The sequence below is a fragment of the Shigella flexneri 2a str. 301 genome (assembly GCF_000006925.2).
GTDB lineage: Bacteria > Pseudomonadota > Gammaproteobacteria > Enterobacterales > Enterobacteriaceae > ECMA0423.
This window is the reverse complement of the sequence record NC_004337.2, coordinates 4383274-4403170: the sequence shown is the minus strand read 5'-3', so window position 1 is coordinate 4403170 and position 19897 is coordinate 4383274. Positions and strand designations below refer to the sequence as shown.

Annotated in this window: 19 protein-coding genes, 1 tRNA gene, 1 pseudogene and 4 other annotated features; of the genes and pseudogenes, 9 read left to right on the top strand and 12 right to left on the bottom strand. The window is 48.5% G+C overall.

The features are described 5' to 3' along the window. Positions 1 to 14: 14 nt before the first annotated feature. On the bottom strand, positions 15 to 1526 hold the full coding sequence (pepA, locus tag SF4229; protein ID NP_709941.1) for a multifunctional aminopeptidase A: 1512 nt from the start codon (positions 1524 to 1526) through the stop codon (positions 15 to 17). A gap of 266 nt (positions 1527 to 1792) precedes the next feature. Between pepA and yjgP the strand changes: the two genes are divergently transcribed. Both yjgP and yjgQ read left to right on the top strand, forming a co-directional pair. After that, positions 1793 to 2893, top strand: a complete 1101-nt coding sequence (gene yjgP, locus SF4228; RefSeq protein NP_709940.2) for a lipopolysaccharide ABC transporter permease LptF — start codon at positions 1793 to 1795, stop codon at positions 2891 to 2893. After that, on the top strand, positions 2893 to 3975 hold the full coding sequence (gene yjgQ, locus SF4227; protein NP_709939.2) for a lipopolysaccharide ABC transporter permease: 1083 nt from the start codon (positions 2893 to 2895) through the stop codon (positions 3973 to 3975). The genes yjgP and yjgQ overlap by 1 nt, the downstream gene beginning before the upstream one ends. Before the next feature lie 118 nt (positions 3976 to 4093). On the opposite strand, the gene yjgR is transcribed toward yjgQ, so the two are convergent. Together yjgR and yjgB are read right to left on the bottom strand one after the other, a co-directional pair. Then, positions 4094 to 5644, bottom strand: coding sequence for a hypothetical protein (gene yjgR / locus SF4226; protein ID NP_709938.1), 1551 nt, complete (start codon positions 5642 to 5644; stop codon positions 4094 to 4096). Between the two features lie 80 nt (positions 5645 to 5724). Then, positions 5725 to 6786, bottom strand: coding sequence for an oxidoreductase (yjgB, locus tag SF4225; protein NP_709937.2), 1062 nt, complete (start codon positions 6784 to 6786; stop codon positions 5725 to 5727). Positions 6787 to 6939: 153 nt separating this feature from the next. Between yjgB and SF4545 the strand changes: the two genes are divergently transcribed. Next, a tRNA-Leu gene (locus tag SF4545) sits at positions 6940 to 7024 on the top strand. 198 nt (positions 7025 to 7222) lie between these two features. Further along, entirely contained in the window at positions 7223 to 8434 is a 1212-nt protein-coding gene (locus SF4224) for a P4-type integrase (RefSeq protein NP_709936.2), read from the top strand. Further along, positions 8401 to 9649, bottom strand: a mobile genetic element. Its footprint overlaps the gene before it by 34 nt. Here the strand turns inward: SF4224 and SF4223 are convergent. The 3 genes from SF4223 to insB (SF4221) all read right to left on the bottom strand — a co-directional run bounded on the left by SF4223 (position 8409) and on the right by insB (SF4221) (position 10273). Beyond that, entirely contained in the window at positions 8409 to 9248 is an 840-nt protein-coding gene (locus tag SF4223; RefSeq protein NP_709935.1) for an insertion sequence element IS911 integrase core domain-containing protein, read from the bottom strand. (Overlaps the previous feature by 840 nt.) The genes SF4224 and SF4223 overlap by 26 nt on opposite strands. Further along, positions 9275 to 9613 (bottom strand): insertion sequence element IS911 transposase InsN, encoded by a 339-nt coding sequence (locus SF4222; protein NP_709934.1) that lies wholly within the window; start codon positions 9611 to 9613, stop codon positions 9275 to 9277. Its footprint lies within the feature at positions 8401 to 9649. A 105-nt stretch (positions 9650 to 9754) precedes the next feature. After that, positions 9755 to 10522: a mobile genetic element, on the bottom strand. Continuing rightward, the gene (gene insB, locus SF4221; RefSeq protein NP_709933.1) at positions 9770 to 10273 is read right to left on the bottom strand and encodes an insertion element IS1 protein InsB; all 504 of its coding nucleotides are present in this window, start codon (positions 10271 to 10273) and stop codon (positions 9770 to 9772) included. It overlaps the preceding feature by 504 nt. Here insB (SF4221) and SF4220 point away from each other — a divergent pair. Then, a complete protein-coding gene (locus SF4220) occupies positions 10348 to 10671 on the top strand; it encodes a hypothetical protein (protein ID NP_709932.1) in 324 nt (107 codons plus the stop codon). Positions 10672 to 10738: 67 nt before the next feature. Then, positions 10739 to 10969: a sequence feature (Similar to Escherichia coli K12 conserved hypothetical protein gi: 1790648 (265 aa). BLAST with identity of 95% in 76 aa. This CDS has been truncated. The sequence has been checked and is believed to be correct.), on the top strand. Then, positions 10739 to 10969: pseudogene (gene yjfZ, locus SF4219) on the top strand. Its footprint overlaps the feature before it by 231 nt. Before the next feature lie 21 nt (positions 10970 to 10990). Here yjfZ and SF4218 read toward each other — a convergent pair. The 3 genes from SF4218 to SF4216 all read right to left on the bottom strand — a co-directional run bounded on the left by SF4218 (position 10991) and on the right by SF4216 (position 13309). Beyond that, positions 10991 to 11803 (bottom strand): hypothetical protein, encoded by an 813-nt coding sequence (locus SF4218; RefSeq protein ID NP_709931.1) that lies wholly within the window; start codon positions 11801 to 11803, stop codon positions 10991 to 10993. A 56-nt stretch (positions 11804 to 11859) separates the two neighbouring features. Then, positions 11860 to 12144 (bottom strand): hypothetical protein, encoded by a 285-nt coding sequence (locus SF4217; RefSeq protein NP_709930.1) that lies wholly within the window; start codon positions 12142 to 12144, stop codon positions 11860 to 11862. A gap of 469 nt (positions 12145 to 12613) precedes the next feature. Continuing rightward, positions 12614 to 13309, bottom strand: coding sequence for a DeoR family transcriptional regulator (locus tag SF4216; protein NP_709929.2), 696 nt, complete (start codon positions 13307 to 13309; stop codon positions 12614 to 12616). 39 nt (positions 13310 to 13348) lie between these two features. Continuing rightward, positions 13349 to 14116 (top strand) — a mobile genetic element. Here SF4216 and insA point away from each other — a divergent pair. Both insA and insB (SF4214) read left to right on the top strand, forming a co-directional pair. Continuing rightward, positions 13404 to 13679, top strand: a complete 276-nt coding sequence (insA, locus tag SF4215; protein ID NP_709928.1) for an insertion element IS1 protein InsA — start codon at positions 13404 to 13406, stop codon at positions 13677 to 13679. Its footprint overlaps the feature before it by 276 nt. Then, positions 13706 to 14101 (top strand): insertion element IS1 protein InsB, encoded by a 396-nt coding sequence (insB, locus tag SF4214; RefSeq protein ID NP_709927.1) that lies wholly within the window; start codon positions 13706 to 13708, stop codon positions 14099 to 14101. (Lies within the feature at positions 13349 to 14116.) A gap of 453 nt (positions 14117 to 14569) precedes the next feature. On the opposite strand, the gene yjhS is transcribed toward insB (SF4214), so the two are convergent. The 3 genes from yjhS to yjhA all read right to left on the bottom strand — a co-directional run bounded on the left by yjhS (position 14570) and on the right by yjhA (position 17466). Further along, positions 14570 to 15550, bottom strand: coding sequence for a hypothetical protein (yjhS, locus tag SF4213; RefSeq protein NP_709926.3), 981 nt, complete (start codon positions 15548 to 15550; stop codon positions 14570 to 14572). Between the two features lie 64 nt (positions 15551 to 15614). Continuing rightward, positions 15615 to 16829 carry an N-acetylneuraminic acid mutarotase gene (gene yjhT, locus SF4212; protein NP_709925.2) on the bottom strand — a complete coding sequence of 405 codons (1215 nt, stop codon included), beginning with the start codon at positions 16827 to 16829 and terminating at the stop codon, positions 15615 to 15617. Then, positions 16741 to 17466 (bottom strand): hypothetical protein, encoded by a 726-nt coding sequence (gene yjhA, locus SF4211; RefSeq protein ID NP_709924.3) that lies wholly within the window; start codon positions 17464 to 17466, stop codon positions 16741 to 16743. Before yjhA ends, yjhT begins: the two co-directional genes overlap by 89 nt. 1444 nt (positions 17467 to 18910) lie before the next feature. Here yjhA and fimB point away from each other — a divergent pair. Further along, positions 18911 to 19396: a recombinase gene (gene fimB / locus SF4210; RefSeq protein ID NP_709923.1), complete on the top strand. Its 486-nt coding sequence runs from the start codon at positions 18911 to 18913 to the stop codon at positions 19394 to 19396. Positions 19397 to 19897: the final 501 nt, after the last annotated feature.

Sequence of the window (19897 nt, the reverse complement as noted above, 5' to 3'; positions counted from 1 at the left end):
GGTAAAACGCAAACTTACTCTTCGCCGTTAAACCCAGCGCGGTTTAACAGGAACTGTGCCAGCAACGCTACCGGACGACCGGTTGCGCCTTTTGCTTTACCAGAACGCCAGGCGGTTCCTGCAATATCCAGGTGCGCCCAGTTATACTTACGGGTAAAGCGTGACAGGAAGCAACCTGCGGTAATCGCCCCACCAGGACGACCGCCAATGTTCGCCATATCGGCAAAATTGGACTCCAGCTGTTCCTGATACTCGTCACCCAGCGGTAAGCGCCATGCGCGGTCACCGGATTGTTCAGACGCGGCAATCAGTTCATGGGCCAGCGGATTATGGTTCGTCATCAGACCAGTAATATGATGACCCAGCGCGATCACGCAGGCACCGGTCAGCGTCGCCACGTCAATCACTGCTTCCGGCTCAAAACGTTCAACGTAAGTTAACACGTCGCACAGTACCAGGCGGCCTTCGGCATCGGTGTTCAGCACTTCAACGGTTTGACCGGACATGGTGGTTAACACATCGCCCGGACGATAGGCACGCCCGCCAGGCATGTTTTCACAGCCTGCCAGCACGCCAATAACGTTAATCGGCAGTTGCAGCTCCGCGACCATACGCATCACGCCGTAAACTGCCGCCGCGCCGCACATATCGTACTTCATCTCATCCATGCCTTCTGAAGGCTTGATGGAGATACCGCCGGAGTCGAAGGTTAAACCTTTACCCACCAGCACGATTGGGCGTGCATCTTCCGACGCGTTGCCTTTGTACTCAATCACCGACATCAGCGATTCGTTTTGTGAACCCTGACCGACCGCCAGATAAGAGTGCATTCCCAGCTCTTTCATCTGCTGTTCGCCGATAACGCGGGTGATGACATTCTTGCTGTAGCTGTCAGCCAGCTGGCGCGCCTGAGAGGCGAGATAAGCGGCGTTACAGATATTCGGCGGCATATTACCGAGATCTTTCGCTGCTTTTATCCCGGCGGCAATCGCCTGACCGTGCTGGATCGCGCGCTCACCGCTGGTCAGTTCACGGCGGGTCGGCACGTTGAACACCATTTTACGCAGCGGACGACGCGGTTCGCTCTTATTCGTTTTCAACTGATCGAAACTGTAGAGCGTCTCTTTTGCTGTCTCGACAGCCTGACGCACTTTCCAGTAGTTGTTACGGCCTTTAACGTGCAGTTCAGTCAGAAAGCAGACCGCTTCCATCGAGCCAGTATCATTCAGCGTATTAATGGTTTTCTGAATAACCTGCTTGTACTGACGCTCATCCAGCTCACGTTCTTTGCCGCAACCAATAAGGAGAATTCGCTCGGAAAGTACATTCGGAACATGGTGCAGCAACAATGTCTGCCCCGGTTTTCCTTCCAGTTCGCCCCGGCGTAGCAGGGCGCTGATGTACCCATCGCTGATTTTATCGAGCTGTTCTGCAATCGGAGAAAGGCGACGTGGTTCGAAGACGCCCACGACGATGCAGGCACTCCGCTGTTTCTCCGGGCTACCGCTTTTTACACTAAACTCCATGCACTACGCTCCTGAATCTTAAAGACAACGGCGGTGGCTACAGATAGAATTGCAAGCTTTCGTAACTCATGTCCGCTGTTGCGATGACTTCGTGTTAATCTTAACGTTATTACGGCATTGGCACGTCAGAACAAAATCTGAGAGGTGAATCCGTTGAGTATAATTATCTTAGCGACGATTTCGACGACTCAAGAGAATAAATGACGTTTAAGCCATGAAACAAGCTAAAATCCTGCAAAAGACGAGTTTTTACGGGCGTATTTAAAGTGATAATCATAAGATATCTGGTGCGGGAGACGCTCAAAAGCCAGCTGGCGATACTCTTCATCTTGCTTTTGATCTTCTTCTGTCAAAAGTTAGTGAGGATCCTCGGCGCAGCGGTTGACGGCGATATTCCGGCGAATCTGGTGCTCTCCCTTCTCGGGTTGGGCGTGCCGGAAATGGCGCAGCTTATCCTGCCATTAAGCCTGTTCCTCGGGCTGCTGATGACGCTGGGCAAACTGTATACCGAAAGTGAAATTACGGTAATGCATGCCTGCGGCTTGAGCAAAGCGGTTCTGGTGAAAGCGGCAATGATCCTTGCGGTATTCACGGCAATCGTCGCGGCGGTTAACGTGATGTGGGCGGGACCGTGGTCATCGCGTCATCAGGATGAAGTGTTAGCAGAAGCGAAAGCGAACCCTGGCATGGCGGCGCTGGCGCAAGGGCAATTCCAGCAAGCGACTAATGGCAGCTCGGTGCTGTTCATCGAAAGCGTTGACGGCAGCGATTTCAAAGATGTGTTCCTCGCACAAATTCGACCAAAAGGTAATGCACGTCCTTCTGTGGTGGTGGCCGATTCCGGACATTTAACCCAGCTGCGCGACGGCTCCCAGGTCGTCACTCTCAACCAGGGAACGCGCTTCGAAGGCACTGCACTGTTACGTGATTTCCGCATTACGGATTTCCAGGATTATCAGGCGATCATTGGTCACCAGGCGGTGGCGCTCGACCCGAACGATACCGACCAGATGGACATGCGCACATTGTGGAACACTGACACCGATCGTGCTCGCGCAGAACTGAACTGGCGTATCACGTTGGTATTCACCGTGTTTATGATGGCACTTATGGTTGTACCGTTGAGCGTGGTTAACCCGCGTCAGGGACGCGTACTGTCGATGCTGCCAGCCATGCTGCTGTATCTACTTTTCTTCCTGATCCAGACCTCCCTGAAATCGAACGGCGGTAAAGGTAAGCTGGACCCGACACTGTGGATGTGGACCGTTAACCTGATTTATCTGGCTTTGGCGATTGTTCTCAACCTTTGGGACACCGTGCCGGTCCGCCGCCTGCGCGCCAGTTTTTCGCGTAAAGGAGCGGTGTGATGCAACCTTTTGGCGTACTTGACCGCTATATCGGTAAAACTATTTTCACCACCATCATGATGACGCTGTTCATGCTGGTGTCGCTGTCGGGCATTATCAAATTTGTCGATCAGCTGAAAAAAGCCGGGCAGGGGAGTTACGACGCGTTAGGCGCAGGAATGTATACCTTGCTGAGCGTGCCGAAAGATGTGCAGATCTTCTTCCCGATGGCGGCTCTTCTTGGGGCGTTGCTTGGTCTTGGGATGCTGGCGCAGCGCAGCGAACTGGTGGTGATGCAGGCTTCTGGTTTTACCCGTATGCAGGTAGCGCTGTCGGTGATGAAAACCGCCATTCCACTGGTCTTGCTGACGATGGCGATTGGCGAATGGGTCGCGCCGCAGGGCGAACAGATGGCGCGTAACTACCGTGCGCAGGCGATGTACGGCGGCTCGTTGCTCTCTACCCAGCAAGGTTTATGGGCGAAAGATGGCAACAACTTCGTCTACATTGAGCGGGTTAAAGGTGACGAGGTGTTAGGTGGCATCAGTATTTATGCCTTTAACGAGAATCGTCGTCTGCAATCCGTACGTTATGCCGCTACCGCGAAGTTTGACCCGGAACATAAAGTCTGGCGTCTGTCGCAGGTTGATGAATCTGATCTGACCAATCCGAAACAGATTACCGGTTCGCAGACGGTGAGCGGCACCTGGAAAACCGACCTCACGCCAGACAAACTGGGCGTGGTGGCGCTGGACCCGGATGCACTCTCCATCAGTGGTTTGCACAACTACGTGAAGTATCTGAAGTCGAGCGGTCAGGATGCCGGACGTTATCAGCTCAACATGTGGAGCAAAATCTTCCAGCCGCTATCCGTGGCGGTGATGATGCTGATGGCGCTGTCGTTTATCTTTGGCCCACTGCGTAGCGTACCGATGGGCGTGCGTGTGGTCACAGGTATCAGCTTCGGTTTTGTCTTCTACGTACTGGACCAGATCTTCGGCCCGCTGACGTTGGTTTACGGCATCCCGCCGATCATCGGCGCACTGTTGCCAAGTGCCAGCTTCTTCTTAATCAGCCTGTGGCTGTTAATGAGAAAATCGTAATCTAACAAGGGAGCGAAAGCTCCCTTTATTATTGTTGACAAAGTCAAATACGAGTTCGAACGGTCCCCTCGCCCCTTTGGGGAGAGGGTTAGGGTGAGGGGCACAGATCACGTCTGACTTATCTTTTTCTCCCCCCCAGCAAACTCCCCAACATCCCGCGTACAATCTGATTCGTCACCTGGCGAGCGGCGCTTTTCGCCATTGTTTGCACCACACCATCTTTCTTCCCGCCGCGTGGTCCGGTAGTGCCAAACAAAATATCCTTCAATCCACCAAGAATACCGTCATCCACCGCCACCTCTTTCCCTTTCACGGGGGGATTATTTTGCTGCTCGGTACTGGCCTGAAAGCCTTTTTGCAGCATCTCATAGGCGGACTCGCGGTCCACCTCATCTTCATATTTGCCATACACCGGGGAGTGATTAATCAGGCCATTACGCTCATCTTCCGTCACCGGCCCCATTCGCGAACAAGGTGCGATCACCATCGCCCGTTCCACCACAGAAGGACTTCCTTTTGCATCGAGAAACGAGATTAACGCCTCGCCGGTCCCCAGTTCCTGGATTGCCTTTTCGGTATCAAATGCCGGATTGGCCCGCATGGTTTGCGCCGCTGTCTTCACTGCTTTCTGATCTTTTGGCGTAAAAGCCCGCAAAGCGTGCTGAACACGATTACCGAGCTGGCCGAACACATTATCCGGAATATCAGACGGGTTTTGCGAAACGAACCAGACGCCCACGCCTTTTGAGCGAATAAGCCTTATCACCTGCTCAATCTTATCCAGCAGTACCTGCGGTGCATCGTTAAACAGCAGATGTGCCTCGTCGAAGAAAAACACCAGTTTTGGTTTCTCCAGATCGCCCGCTTCCGGCAATTGTTCATACAACTCTGAAAGCATCCACAGCAGGCTGGCGGCGTACAGTTTCGGCATCTGATAAAGTTTCTCGGCGCTGAGGATATTGATAACGCCTTTACCGTTGGCATCGGTGCGCATCCAGTCTTTGATATCCAGCATCGGCTCACCAAAGAAGTGTGCTGCGCCTTGCTGTTCCAGCGACAGTAATCCGCGCTGGATGGCACCAACCGATGCGCTACTGATATTTCCGTACTGATTCTGGAAGGATTTGGCGTTATCGCCGATGTACTGGGTAATCGCCCGCAAATCTTTAAAGTCGAGCAGCAACAATCCCTGATCGTCCGCAATGCGGAAGATAATATTCAGCACGCCAGATTGCACATCGTTGAGATTCAACAGTCGCGCCAGCAACAGCGGCCCCAGATCCGAAACCGTCGCCCGCACCGTGTGGCCTTTCTCGCCAAAGATATCCCACACCACCACCGGATTGGCATGCGGTTGCCAGTCATTGACGCCGATATTTTTAAGCCTTGTGAGCAGTTTTTCCGACGCCGTTCCTGCCTGCGCGATACCGGTCAGATCGCCTTTCACATCAGCCATAAACACCGGCACGCCGATTTCCGACAATGACTCTGCCAGTTTTTGCAGCGTAACGGTTTTACCCGTCCCCGTTGCGCCAGTAATCAGCCCGTGACGGTTAGCCATTCCCGGCAGTAAAAACAGTTCTGTGTCCGGCGTGCGGGCAATTAACAGGGGTTCGCTCATGAGATTTCCTCCAGTTTCCTGCCTGGAGTATAGGCAACGGCTGTGCACTCTTCACCGCTAAATTCAGCAGATTGCGAGACGCCTTCCAAAGAGATTTAAGTGCCGGGCGACAGCACCCGGCAAAGGGATCAGAAGTCGGCTTTCAGGACTACTCGGTAGCGCGCTTTACCATCGCGTACATGCTGAATGGCGTCGTTAATTTTCGACATCGGGAACAGTTCGGTTGTCGGCGCAACCTTGCTGCGGGCGGCAAAGCGCATCAGCTTTCGCAGCTCATAAGGCGTGCCGGTAGCAGAACCAGAGATGCTGCGGTCGCCCGCAATTAACGTAAAGGCCGGAACAGACAGCGGCGTGAGAACCGCACCGACCGTATGGAAATTACCGCCATAGGTCAGCGCCTCAAAATAAGGCTGCCAGTCGAGGCTGACGTTCACAGTATTGATAATGAGATCAAACTGCCCCGACAGGGCTTTCAGTGCCTGCGGATCGCGGCTATTCACCACTTTATCGGCACCCATCGCCAGTACTTCCTGCTCTTTCGCCGGATTAGAACTAAAGGCCGTCACCTCGCATCCCATTGCGTGCAGAAGTTTTATAGCGATATGCCCCAGCCCGCCAATACCAATTACCCCAACGCGGCTGGTAGCAGTGATATGGTGCATCAACAGTGGTTTAAAGACCGTGATACCGCCGCACAACAGCGGCCCGGCGGACTCGATATCAATATTTTCTGGCAGTGGAATCACCCATTGCCAGTCCGCACGCAACTTCTCGGCAAAGCCACCGCGATTCATAATTGTCGGCACCGCACCTTGCTCGCAGTTGATCTGATTACCGCTAATACAGGCGTCGCAGTGACCACAGCTACGCGCCGTCCAGCCAATCCCGACACGCTGACCGACCTGCAAACCTTTATCCTGCGCGGCGCTCCCGAGTGCCACTACGCGCCCAATCACCTCATGCCCGGCAACCAGCGGATATTGTGAAAATCCCCATTCGTTATCGATCATCGACAGATCGGAATGACAAATCCCGCAGTAATCCACCTGCACTTCAACATCTTGTGGCTTCAGCTCACCGGGATCGTACTCATAAACTTCCAGTTCGCCGCCCGCTTCTTTTGCGGCATAGCTTTTTATCATCGACATTTTTGGGGCCTTCTCTGGTGTTGTTTGGGAAGTGTAGAGCATGGCAGGGCGGGGTGCCTGGAGTGTGACAAAGGTTACATATCGCTGAGTGTAATGCTGAAAATTTCAGCACTTAGCGAGGTGGGTGCAAGCTGGCGCTTGCATGGTGGCGTGCGACAGGTATAATCCACAACGTTTTCCGCATACCTCTTCAGTGCCGAAGTGGCGAAATCGGTAGACGCAGTTGATTCAAAATCAACCGTAGAAATACGTGCCGGTTCGAGTCCGGCCTTCGGCACCATCGGAACATCAATAGACGTCAACGGACGTCTTTTTTTGTGCCTAAAATCCAGTATCCGCAAGGCTTTCCTCGCTTTTTCACTCAACCTAAGTCAACCTGATTCAATCTACATCAACTTACTGATGCGGGTACAACTGCGGGTATTTCCCGGTTCGATAATGTTTGTACCCACACAGAACCCTTGAAAGGATACTCATCATGGCTCTGAGTGATGTGAAGGTTCGTTCGGCTAAGCCTGAAGCAAAAGCCTATAAGCTGACCGACGGTGAAGGCATGGTTTTGCTGGTTCACCCTAACGGCTCCAAATACTGGCGGCTACGTTATCGCTTTGGCGGCAAAGAGAAGATGCTGGCATTGGGGAAATACCCCGAAGTGTCGTTGGCGGATGCCAGGGCACGCCGGGATGAGGCTCGTAAGCTTTTAGCTAATGGTGTCGATCCCAGTGAAAACAAGAAAGCTGTTAAGGTAGAACAGGAACAAGAGGCGATAACGTTTGAAGTAGTCGCCAGAGACTGGCACGCCAGCAATCAGAAGTGGTCGGCATCGCATAGCGCTCGTGTTTTGAAAAGTCTGGAGGATAATCTCTTTACTGCTATCGGTAAGCGGAACATTGCGGAACTGAAGACGCGGGATCTTCTTGTACCCATTAAAGCAGTCGAGTCATCCGGGCGGCTCGAAGTTGCCGCCCGTTTACAGCAGCGTACTACCGCGATTATGCGCTTTGCCGTTCAGAGCGGCTTAATCGACTACAACCCCGCGCAAGAGATTGCAGGTGCGGTTGCTACGGCGAAAAGACAGCACCGTGCAGCTCTTGAACTGAACCGTATACCTGAATTACTTCATCGCATAGATCACTATTCTGGCAGACCGTTAACTCGACTGGCGGTTGAACTCACTTTATTGGTTTTCATCCGTTCGAGCGAGCTGCGTTTTGCCCGCTGGTCAGAAATAGATTTTGAAACGGCTATGTGGACAATCCCAGGTGAGCGTGAGCAACTGGAAGGAGTCAAGCATTCTCAGCGTGGCTCGAAGATGCGGACACCACACCTTGTACCTTTGTCGCGGCAGGCCCTAAGTATTTTGGAAAAGATCAAAAGCATGAGCGGAAATCGAGAGCTGATTTTTGTGGGCGATCACGATCCACGTAAGCCGATGAGTGAGAATACGGTGAACAAGGCTTTGCGCGTAATGGGGTATGACACGAAGGTCGAGGTTTGTGGGCATGGCTTCAGGACGATGGCTTGTAGTTCGTTGATTGAGTCGGGATTATGGTCGAGGGATGCGGTAGAGCGGCAGATGAGTCACCAGGAGCGTAGCTCTGTGCGAGCAGCTTACATCCATAAGGCGGAACATCTTGGGGAGCGTAGGTTGATGTTTGAAGTGGTCAACAAAAACTGGCCACCGAGTTAGAGTTTTTCCAGTATCGATTTTCCGATTCGTTTGGGGGTAACCCACCGTTATATTCGTGCGGTCTTAGTGCGCTGTAATATCCAACGATATAGTCCGTTATGGCGTGAGCTGCCTCGCTGAAGCTTACGTAACCCACCACCGGCATCCATTCGTTCTTCAGACTCCTGAAGAAGCGTTCCATTGGGCTGTTATCCCAGCAGTTTCCGCGCCGGCTCATACTCTGTCTGATCTGGTATCGCCACAATAACTGCCGGAACTGCCTGCTCGTATAATGACTGCCCTGATCGCTGTGGAACATCACCCCGCCGGGCTTACCACGGGTTTCCCATGCCATTTCCAGCGCTTTCATGGTGAGCCTGCTGTCCGGCGAGAACGACATGGCCCAGCCCACTGGTTTTCTTGCGAACAGGTCGAGAACAACGGCGAGGTACGCCCAGCGCTTACCCGTCCAGATATAGGTCACATCACCGCACCACACCTGATTTGGTTCGGTCACGGCGAACTGCCTTTCAAGGTAGTTAGGGATAGCAACATGTTCATGACCACCACGTTTATACCGGTGAGTCGGCTGCTGACAGCTGACCAGCCCCAGCTCTTTCATGAGCCTGCCAGCAAGCCAGCGTCCCATCTGGTAGCCTCTCCGGGTTGCCATTGTGGCGATGCTTCTTGCTCCGGCCGAACCGTGGCTGATGCCATGTAGCTCAAGTACCTGACTGCGTAATACAGCCCGTCTGCCGTCTGGTTTTTCAGGACGGTTTTTCCAGTATCTGTAGCTGCTGCGATGAACCCCGAACACATGGCAGAGTGTGACCACAGGATAATGCGCTCTGAGTTTCCCGATTATCGAGAACTGTTCAGGGAGTCTGACATCAAGAGCGCGGTAGCCTTTTTTAATATTTCATTCTCCATTTCAATGCGTTGTAGCTTTTTCCTGAGCTCACGGATTTCAATTTGTTCCGGGGTAATGGGGGAGGCTTTTGGTGTTTTGCCCTGACGCTCATCACGCAGTTGTTTGACCCATCTTGTCATTGTGGAAAGGCCAACATCCATAGCTTTGGCGGCATCTGCCACCGTGTATTTCTGGTCAACAACCAGTTGAGCGGATTCGCGTTTAAACTCTGCGCTAAAATTTCTTTTTTTCATTGGAGCACCTGTGTTGTTCTGAGGTGAGCATATCACCTCTGTTCAGGTGGCCAAATTCAGTGTGCCACTTCACTCACTGAGGGCACCATCATGGCACTCCCCCGTATTACCCAAAAAGAGATGACTGAACGCGAGCAGCGTGAACTTAAAACACTGCTGGATCGGGCGCGGATTGCGGGTAATGACTCCAACTTACTGATAGTGTTTTATGTTCAGATAATGCCCGATGACCTTGTCATGCAGCTCCACCGATTTTGAGAACGACAGTGACTTCCGTACCAGCCTTGCCAGATGTTGTCTCAGATTCAGATTATGTCGCTCAATGCGCTGAGTGTAACGCTTGCTGATAACGTGCAGCTTTCCCTTCAGGCGTGATTCATACAGCGGCCAGCCATCGGTCATCCATACCACGACCTCAAAGGCCGACAGCAGGCTCAGAAGACGCTCCAGTGTGGCCAGAGTGCGTTCCCCGAAGACGTGCGCCACAGCCGTCCTCCGTATCCTGTCATACGCGTAAAACAGCCAGCGCTGACGTGATTTAGCACCGACGTAGCCCCAATGTTCGTCCATTTCAGCGCAGACAATCACATCACTGCCCGGTTGTATGCGCGAGGTTACCGACTGCGGCCTGAGTTTTTTAAGTGACGTAAAACCGTGTTGAGGCCAACGCCCATAATGCGTGCACTGGCGCGACATCCGACGCCATTCATGGCCATATCAATGATTTTCTGGTGCGTACCGGGCTGAGAGGCGGTGTAAGTGAACTGTAGTTGCCATGTTTTACGGCAATGAGAGCAGAGATAGCGCTGATGTCCGGCAGTGCTTTTGCCGTTACGCACCACGCCTTCAGTAGCGGAGCAGGAAGGACATCTGATGGAAATGGAAGCCACGCAAGCACCTTAAAATCACCATCATACACTAAATCAGTAAGTTGGCAGCATTACCGAGTTATCGAACCTCGCTTACCAACGCGTTGTCAGTCATCTCCCCCCTCTCTGGTGCATCGTTATATCCGTGATGAGCGATTTTTGATATTAATATCTTTCACCATCCGCTATTTTCACCACTTCAGAAAACAAACTTATTTTTATTAAAATCAATTCTTTTTCTTTGAACATTCAACTGCGATATTTGTAAAAACATTAAACAGGCAACAATAAAATGACATTACCAACAACTATTTATTCATTCCCCGCATATTTACCCCGTTTTTCGTCCACCGACAAACCAGCAAAATTAAAATTTCATCAATACGCACGCGCTACATTACTGTCAAATCGTGGAAGAGATCATAATTGCGATGGCAGACGTACTGTTGAGATCCACAAACTAGATCTCTCTGACTGGCAAGCATTCAATAAGTTAGCAACGAAGTGTAATGCTTACGATGGAGTATGAATCGCCACGGATAATCTAGACACTTCCGAGCCGTTGATAATACTGGTTTTCATATTCTGTCGGTGACATCTGTTCGCTAGAACCATGCCGACGCTTACTGTTATAAAACATTTCGATGTAATCAAAAATATCACTGCGGGCTTCTTCCCGCGTTCCGTAGATCTTTTTCTTTATCCGTTCACGTTTCAACAACTGGAAAAAACTTTCTGCAACCGCATTATCATGGCAGTTACCGCGACGGCTCATGCTACCCTCCAGGCCGTGTGATTTCAGGAACGACTGCCACTCATGGCTTGTGTACTGACTGCCCTGATCCGAATGAACCAGCACCTGTTTTTCGGGATTACGCCGCCATACAGCCATCAGCAGTGCGTTCAGGACAATGTCCTTTGTCATCCGGGATTGCATGGACCAGCCGATAATTTTGCGTGAGAACAGATCAACAACAACGGCAAGATACAGCCAGCCTTCGTGGGTCCTGATGTAGGTTATGTCCGTTACCCAACGCTCATCAGGAGCATCCGGATTGAACTGTCGCTGGAGCCTGTTGGGTGACACGATACTGGCCTCGCCTTTACGTGCCCGCGGGCTTCGGTATCCGACCTGAGCCTTTATTCCGACACGTTTCATCAGTCTCCAGACTCTGTTTACTCCGCACTGTTGCCCGCTGTCACGCAGATCCAGATGGATTTTGCGATAACCATAGACGCATCCCGATTCCAGCCAGAACTGTTTAATCTGTCCTGTCAGTCTCAGGTCTGCCTGATGGCGTTGTGAATGCGGCTGCTGAAGCCAGGCGTAAAAACCACTGGGATGAACATCCAGCACCCGACAGAGCAGGCGAACAGGCCAGCAACAGGAGTTGTCACGGATAAAGGCGTACCTCAGTCGGACAGCTTTGCGAAGTACGCCGCGGCTTTTTTTAATATGTCCCGTTCGTCGGTAACCCGTTTCAGCTCTTTCTGGAGACGGCGGATCTCGGCCTGAGCATCTGACTGTTCTTTATTAGTGGAAGAATCCGGACCGTACTTCTTTATCCAGGCATAAAGGCTGTGGGTGGTGATATCGAGACGTGTTGCAACGCTGGCAACAGAATAACCGCGATCAACAACCTGTTTGACTGCTTCAGTTTTAAACTCTTCGGGATAACGCTTACCGCTCATGGGCACCTCTCTTTAAGCCATCTTAAATGACTCTGAGGTGTCTGTTAAACCCGTGGCGATTCAGAGTGACGTGCAGGCAGGAGATTCGCTCTATGCAGGGTTGTGAGATGAATTCAAACCGGCTGGCAGCGCCAGTGATATTCGAAGATTCGTCCGGTTGTTACCCAGTATGCATTAAAAACCCAGACATTATGGACAATATAACGGCTTCTACAACAAGGAAGTGCCTGTTTACCATCCGGGTGTAATGACTCACCTTTGTGGGCTTTTGCCCGTCGCGCTCTTAACGTTGAAGACATTCTCTGCCTGCCGATTCAGGACTGCGACAAAAGCCATATCTGGCTACTGGTCAAGGATGACCAGCGTCTGGAGTAGGTGATAAGCCAAATAGATAAGCTGGAATATGTGGTGAAAGTGCAACGTAATCAGTCCAACCCGACGATGTTTAACAAGATTGTGGTGTTTTTTCAGTAAGTCATTCGTCTTCTGAATCAGGTGTAATGATCTTTACAGAACCATTCTGGCAGTGCGTAACATAATCTGCCGGTAACGGACGATCGCTAATCAGAACGTCAAATGCAGAGATCGGTGCGAGGCTGGCAGAGGCCACTTCATCGAACAACGCGTGGCGGGCGAGCAAAATTTTCCGTAGTCCACGGTTCATCACTTTACGCTTAGTGGCAAGATCTTCAGGGTTAAACCAGCTGACGCCAAAGTGATTATGCACACCGCTGGCGGAAATAAATATTTTTCGCGGATTGAGAGAGTCTAATGGCGAAGAGTTACTGGCATCGTAAAAAGCATCACTTCTGGCACGATACGTACCACCACAAAGTATTGCTGTTACATTAGGCTTTTCATTCAACGCAACAAAGACGCGATGTGAGTAACAGATGCCGGTGAAGGTGATTGCATCCGGGATCATGCTTATAACGAGTGGTATCTCCTGGCCATTATCAAAGAAGATCAGATCATTTTCATTAACCATTCCGGCAGCCAGAATTGCAATAGGTAAGTCATCACGATGATTTTTTGGAACGTCATGGATTACTGGCATGGATGGCGCGGGTTTATTCACCATTACAATATAGCCACCCAGTAGGGTCAGTGGCAGAGGTTCATCTTCCTGATGGAGATCGCGACGAATAGTCATTACAGAAACTTCCAGCATTCGCGCTGCGTCTTTCAAATGGATTCTGTCGGTTTTCTTGGTAATGCTGCCAACTTACTGATTTAGTGTATGATGGTGATTTTAAGGTGCTTGCGTGGCTTCCATTTCCATCAGATGTCCTTCCTGCTCCGCTACTGAAGGCGTGGTGCGTAACGGCAAAAGCACTGCCGGACATCAGCGCTATCTCTGCTCTCATTGCCGTAAAACATGGCAACTACAGTTCACTTACACCGCCTCTCAGCCCGGTACGCACCAGAAAATCATTGATATGGCCATGAATGGCGTCGGATGTCGCGCCAGTGCACGCATTATGGGCGTTGGCCTCAACACGGTTTTACGTCACTTAAAAAACTCAGGCCGCAGTCGGTAACCTCGCGCATACAACCGGGCAGTGATGTGATTGTCTGCGCTGAAATGGACGAACATTGGGGCTACGTCGGTGCTAAATCACGTCAGCGCTGGCTGTTTTACGCGTATGACAGGATACGGAGGACGGTTGTGGCGCACGTCTTCGGGGAACGCACTCTGGCCACACTGGAGCGTCTTCTGAGCCTGCTGTCGGCCTTTGAGGTCGTGGTATGGATGACGGATGGCTGGCCGCTGTATGAATCATGCCTGAAGGGAAAGCTGCACGTTATCAGCAAGCGTTACACTCAGCGCATTGAGCGACATAATCTGAATCTGAGACAACATCTGGCAAGGCTGGTACGGAAGTCACTGTCGTTCTCAAAATCGGTGGAGCTGCATGACAAGGTCATCGGGCATTATCTGAACATAAAACACTATCAGTAAGTTGGAGTCATTACCTGCATAATGCGCCTGGGATTAATGGCGGGTGCTTTTAGGAATGAAAGAAAATGCAAGCAATAATATAATAATGGCCTAATTTCTTTGAACATCATTAAGCATATCATCATCGTCTATTTGCCAGAATCCGTCGACTTATAATCGCCAGAACGGCATATCAGGACGGTGCTGCGAACGCTGTGGCCCAAAACGTTCCAGTAAACTGTGTAGATGTTCGTAGATTTCCGAGCCATAATCGAAAAGGCGCGGATGTCTATTAAGGCATCCGGCTAATCTGTAAGCAATAACAACGGTTTATGCGGTGCGCGTTTTTCACCCTTGTGCCAGATTATTATATTGGCAATTGCCTGCTGTTCGAGCCCGCAAGTGAAGAGATATTACCTTGATCTCATTTGTTTTTTGTTGTCTACTCTGAGAACGAACAAGGACATCCCCCATGAATAAACTCCCCGCTCACCTTTCGCGCCAAAACTGCAAAATTGCTTCTACAAATCTGTCAGAAATAATCCCCCGACGGGCTGCCGTGCTGAAATGACTGCTTCGCAGTGCCGTCGTCCAGTTCTCCGGTGACCGGTACGCTGAACCGTAATATCCCGTGCTTAAATCGTCCGGGTCTTCATCAGGCGCGTTCGTCAGTCCTCTTTCACCTTGTTGCTGGAAGTCGACGAAAATAATATTGGCTAAAACATTATTTTGATAATTGCCATAAATAGCTTCATACGAATGCGGGAAATTTTCTTTCCAGTACCAGGTGGTATCGCCGCAAAACCACGGCGCGTCAGTAATATTATTAAGCTGAGAATGGTATTGTTTTAGATCCCTACGAAAGGCTTCAACCATATGATTAAAGTGTTGAGGGTGTGACGCGTAGTCACTGGTCATTAAGTCAAATTCGCCTTGCATCCAGCATACGCCGAGGAATTTGTTCTGCGGATTTTTTGCCAGTGCGGCTCGCGTTCTGCTGACTAAATCCTGGTACAGCGGAGTATCCGTTCCCCAACGACAAGCATCATGGCTGGCTCCGTGCCGTTCTGAATATGTCCCTTCGCTGCCCGCGGTAAAAGCCGATCCGCCACGGCAACACGGAACGATAAGAATCCCTGCATTATCAGGAATGAAGGGCAGTAATTTCCGTGCAATATGCAGTGCCTGGCCAACGGTGCCGTACTGTGTTTGATGATTCGTTGCCAGAGGATGGTGATAACCCTGCATATCCTGAACATCGTGTGGGCAGTGAGTCAGTGGAATAATGTCGTTAAAGTGACATGGCGGGCCTCCGGGATGCGTATGCGCAAATCTCGCTAATTGTTTAATTCTGGAATGAGGCGCATCTTCCCTGTCCGGTAATGGCAGTCCTTCGCCATACGCCATGGCATTAGACTGACCAGCAACGGTAAGAACATAGTAATAATCGGGTGATATTATTGCGTTCATATAATTTTCGCGTAATACAAATGACAAATTGATAGCAGGGCCCCTTTACCGGGGCCCTGAAGCGTTAGTTTTGTACTGTGACTTTATTATCCTTCACAGAAATTAAAACTGAATCCGTCACCGCTTTGCCGCCTGCAGTTTCACCGCCAATAATTAATAAACTATTATTCCAGGGCAATGATACTCCGTAGGCCCGACCTTGCGATAATTCACCCGATTTATCCCATTTCCCGTTATGCCAAAGATGAATATCAGTGCTATATGATTTTTTCAGGCCTTCATGCGCATAGTTCTTACCGTTCTGGTAATTTTCTCGTGAACCTTTGAATCCGGCCCCTCCAGCAAATATAAGAGAATCATTGCTTATCCCCGCAAAACCGCCAGCGACGCCATCTGGTGATGAGACGGGATCAAGCTTATTCCATTTTAAATTATTACCGGTGAAATCAAGTTCAAATACGGCATCCGTTCGCAATCCTGGTTTGGCTTCGCCATTAATAAGCCAGGTTTTATCACCTTTATTCACAACCGCCGCACCAGCCGTTCCGTACCAGGGCGATTCGCCAGCGTAACTCCATTGCTGTGTTGAGGGATCAAAAGACAACAGAAACTTATTGAAGAAATAATCTTCTGCTTTTTTGTCAAAATAGTGGGCGTTGATTTTATCTATAGCGGTTGAATCTTTTCCAGCCTCGTTGAGATCTTCAAAATAGCCATTGAAGATATTCTGGTTAACACCGCCAGTAACATAAGCCTTGCCGTTGTGTACAAAAGTCACATGACCCGCCATGCCCATCGGCGCGTGCGACATCAATTTAACCCAGCTATTGGTTTTGGGGTTGTATTTGTGTACGTCATTAAATACCTGAGTCAATCCCTCGCTGTTTTTGCCAATGCCGCCAAACACATACAGATTGCCATCAATAAATGCAGAGGTTGCTTGCTCTCTCGGTCCACCAGGGAATGCAGCTAACGCAGTCCATTTTTTATCTTTGGCCTGTGTATCTAGCTTGTACCATGCTGTACCTGCGCTACCTAAACCAATGTAGACAGTGTCGTTATCAATTGCTCCGGTACCACTTTTAAATGGCACAGGAGTTTCCGGTAATACAGACGCGTTTGCGGCAAATGAAGCCATCATGATAGCAAGCGCCATTATAGTTTTATTCATTGTGACTGTCTCCTGTCTACTACAGTTTAAATGACACACCAATGCGATAACTGTTTTCCGATAAATTATCTCTGCCGTTGTAAACACCCTGGCGGTCAAGGTAGTCATATTCTATGTATGGCGTAATATCGGGCGTCATATGGTATTGTAGAACAAAGGCATTTTCCGTCGCCCATTTCTTGTGGTTTGCATAGCGATAATCATTCTGTTTGCTGTATAGCGTCGTTTGCCATGCGAAGGTGAAATCACTATTAATATGGTAAGTGACATATCCATCCCAACGATGAACGTTATCACGAGACATATCACCGGATAAGTCTTGTTGTCGGTAAGCTTTCCAGTCGTAACGATAGCGAATGCCAAAATTAAGATCTTTTGTCGCGTCCCAGGACAGTTTTACGTAGGGTCCGTAGCGTGTGCCGTTGCTGCTAAAATGCGTTAACATTCCCGGGCGCACCGTCCATTGATCATCAAGTTTAATTGCGTAATTAACTTCAACCTGAACATCATTGAGTGCGGCATTTTCCTTTTTATTATCATGAATGGTATTCCAGGTATTACTTTCCATGCTTGCCCACCATCCATTTTGCCATCCCTCACTGACTTTGAGTCGAGTCTCATAGGCGTGGCTTCCACTACGATATCCACCACGTACGTCCAGTGTCGCAGCCTGAGAAATTAATGGGGACGAAAAGCACAGTAATAATACGCCAGAAAGTATTTTAGCCTTTTTCATAAATTTCACTCATTTGTAGGATACAGAAAGCAATACAAAGCCCGCATAAACAATTAGCATTTATGTTGTGTAATATTTTTTTGCCAGGCTTATAGTGTCTTTGGCAACGGGTAACTGTATTTTATATTTTTTGTATAAGGTCTCCTGTGAAAATTCTCTTTTAACATTATTTAAATAAACAGAGATCCAGATTAAATACCTGAGTATAAAATCTCTTCTGATTTTTAATTGATTTGAATATTCGTAAGTTATATCACTTACTCAACCCATTTTACCCAGAGTCATAAAATAGAGTGTCTGTTGATCTCATTTTCATATTCCTTTCAGACTGAAGTGCATTTTCATCACCCGATGTGAAAGAACTGAAGTGATGTTTGCCATAGATTACGAGATGCCCAGTCTCATTGACTATCGTGGTGCATCTTTATACCTGTTATACCAGATCAAAAATCACGCAATCCATACAACAAAACCAGATTTGCAATTCGCGTCACAAAATATGTCGATCTTTTTCTAAGAAGAAGATGCCATGTGAAGCCAGACGAACACTTGCGGTGGTCTTCAAAAACTAAAGATTTTCTTTTAACTATATGTTTTATAAATAATTTATTTAGAATCTAAACAAAGAAAGCTTTGCAAGCTAACTCAGTGAGAGTGGTGAAAATAAGGGTTTACTCGCCATCAGGCTGAGCATAATTCTCATCATGAAATATGTTTCTTGGTTTGTGGCTTGTAACTGGTCACTCCTGATGTCGATCTGGAGAGGCTTGTTGATGTTGGTGTTTTCAGGATGATGTTTCACTTAGTTTGTTTGCCGTATCGCCCGGCGAATAGCTGTGATTGAGGAAGGCTTAAGTCGTAGTGACCAAAGCTATATTTACCAACGGATGTAGATGAAAAAGCGTCGCCTGCGTTCCCCCATATCTCCAGGATAAAAAGGAATGTAACAATCTCATGGCCTAAGCTGACGAACCAGGCAGGAATAATCGCTAGGGATCTAAGAATTAGCATGATAATAGCCACTAAGAAATTACTGCGTTCCATGAAATAGCCATTTTGTGGCAAATGCAGTTAACTAATAATGTCATATTTGAGACGGCTAGTTTAACAAATATTAAATTTTGCTGAATTTTTTATGTTGATTTTACTTGTTACAGAACATATCACATGATATATAGATAAGATTAGTTGCATTAATGATGAGGGTTATTATTAGATTCGTATCAGATTGATAAATATATAAAGGTACATAGCATGCAAGAGCATGGCGTTTGTATGGCAAAGTTATTATAAGTAACTATCGCTACTCCATTTAAGTTCGCTCAGAAGAACTGGTCCACTTACGTAAGTTATTAAGCAAACGTTCGCTTTTATAAACATAATCAGGATAAAAATGTTGGATTATTGCTAACCCAGCACAGCTAGTGCGCGTCTGTAATTATAAGGGAAAACGATGAGGAATAAGGCTGATAACAAAAAAAGGAACTTCCTTACCCATAGTGAAATCGAGTCACTCCTTAAAGCAGCAAATACCGGGCCTCATGCAACACGTAATTATTGTCTGATTTTGCTTTGTTTTATTCATGGTTTCCGGGCGAGTGAAATTTGTCGATTGAGGATTTCGGATATTGATCTTAAAGCAAAGTGTATATATATCCATCGATTAAAAAAAGGCTTTTCAACAACGCACCCGCTATTGAACAAAGAAGTTCAGGCTTTAAAAAACTGGTTGAGTATCCGTACTTCTTATCCGCATGCTGAGAGCGAGTGGGTATTTTTATCACGTAAGGGGAATCCGCTTTCTCGGCAACAGTTTTACCATATTATCTCGACTTCTGGTGGTAATGCCGGGTTGTCACTGGAGATTCATCCGCACATGTTACGCTATTCGTGTGGTTTTGCTTTGGCGAATATGGGAATAGATACGCGACTTATCTAGGATTATCTTGGGCATCGCAATATTCGTCATACTGTCTGGTATACCGCCAGCAATGCAGGGCGTTTTTACGGCATCTGGGATAGAGCCAGAGGACGACAGCGTCATGCTGTTTTATAGAGATAGTTGAGATACCAGGGATGGTGTTAAAAACTACATTATTCTTACGATATATCAAAAATGATTAACCATTTATTAATTGATGTTATTGTAAGTGTGATTCTTAATTATCATAATAAACATTAAGTTAACCATACCCATACAAAATCTAATGATTTATGTTCTTCAAAATAAATAAACAAAATCATTCATAAGTTTACACATCACTTAAATTCTCCTGTTTCCACACTTTTTTCTTTATTTTTTAAGTAACTGGAAGTTAATCCTCTGTAATCTATTGTTATATTGAATCAAATCAATGAAAATAGATGTTGTCACATCAGTGATATTTTATTTTTGTATGATGTTTAATGTAATTGACTGATAGCCACATAACTTCGTGTG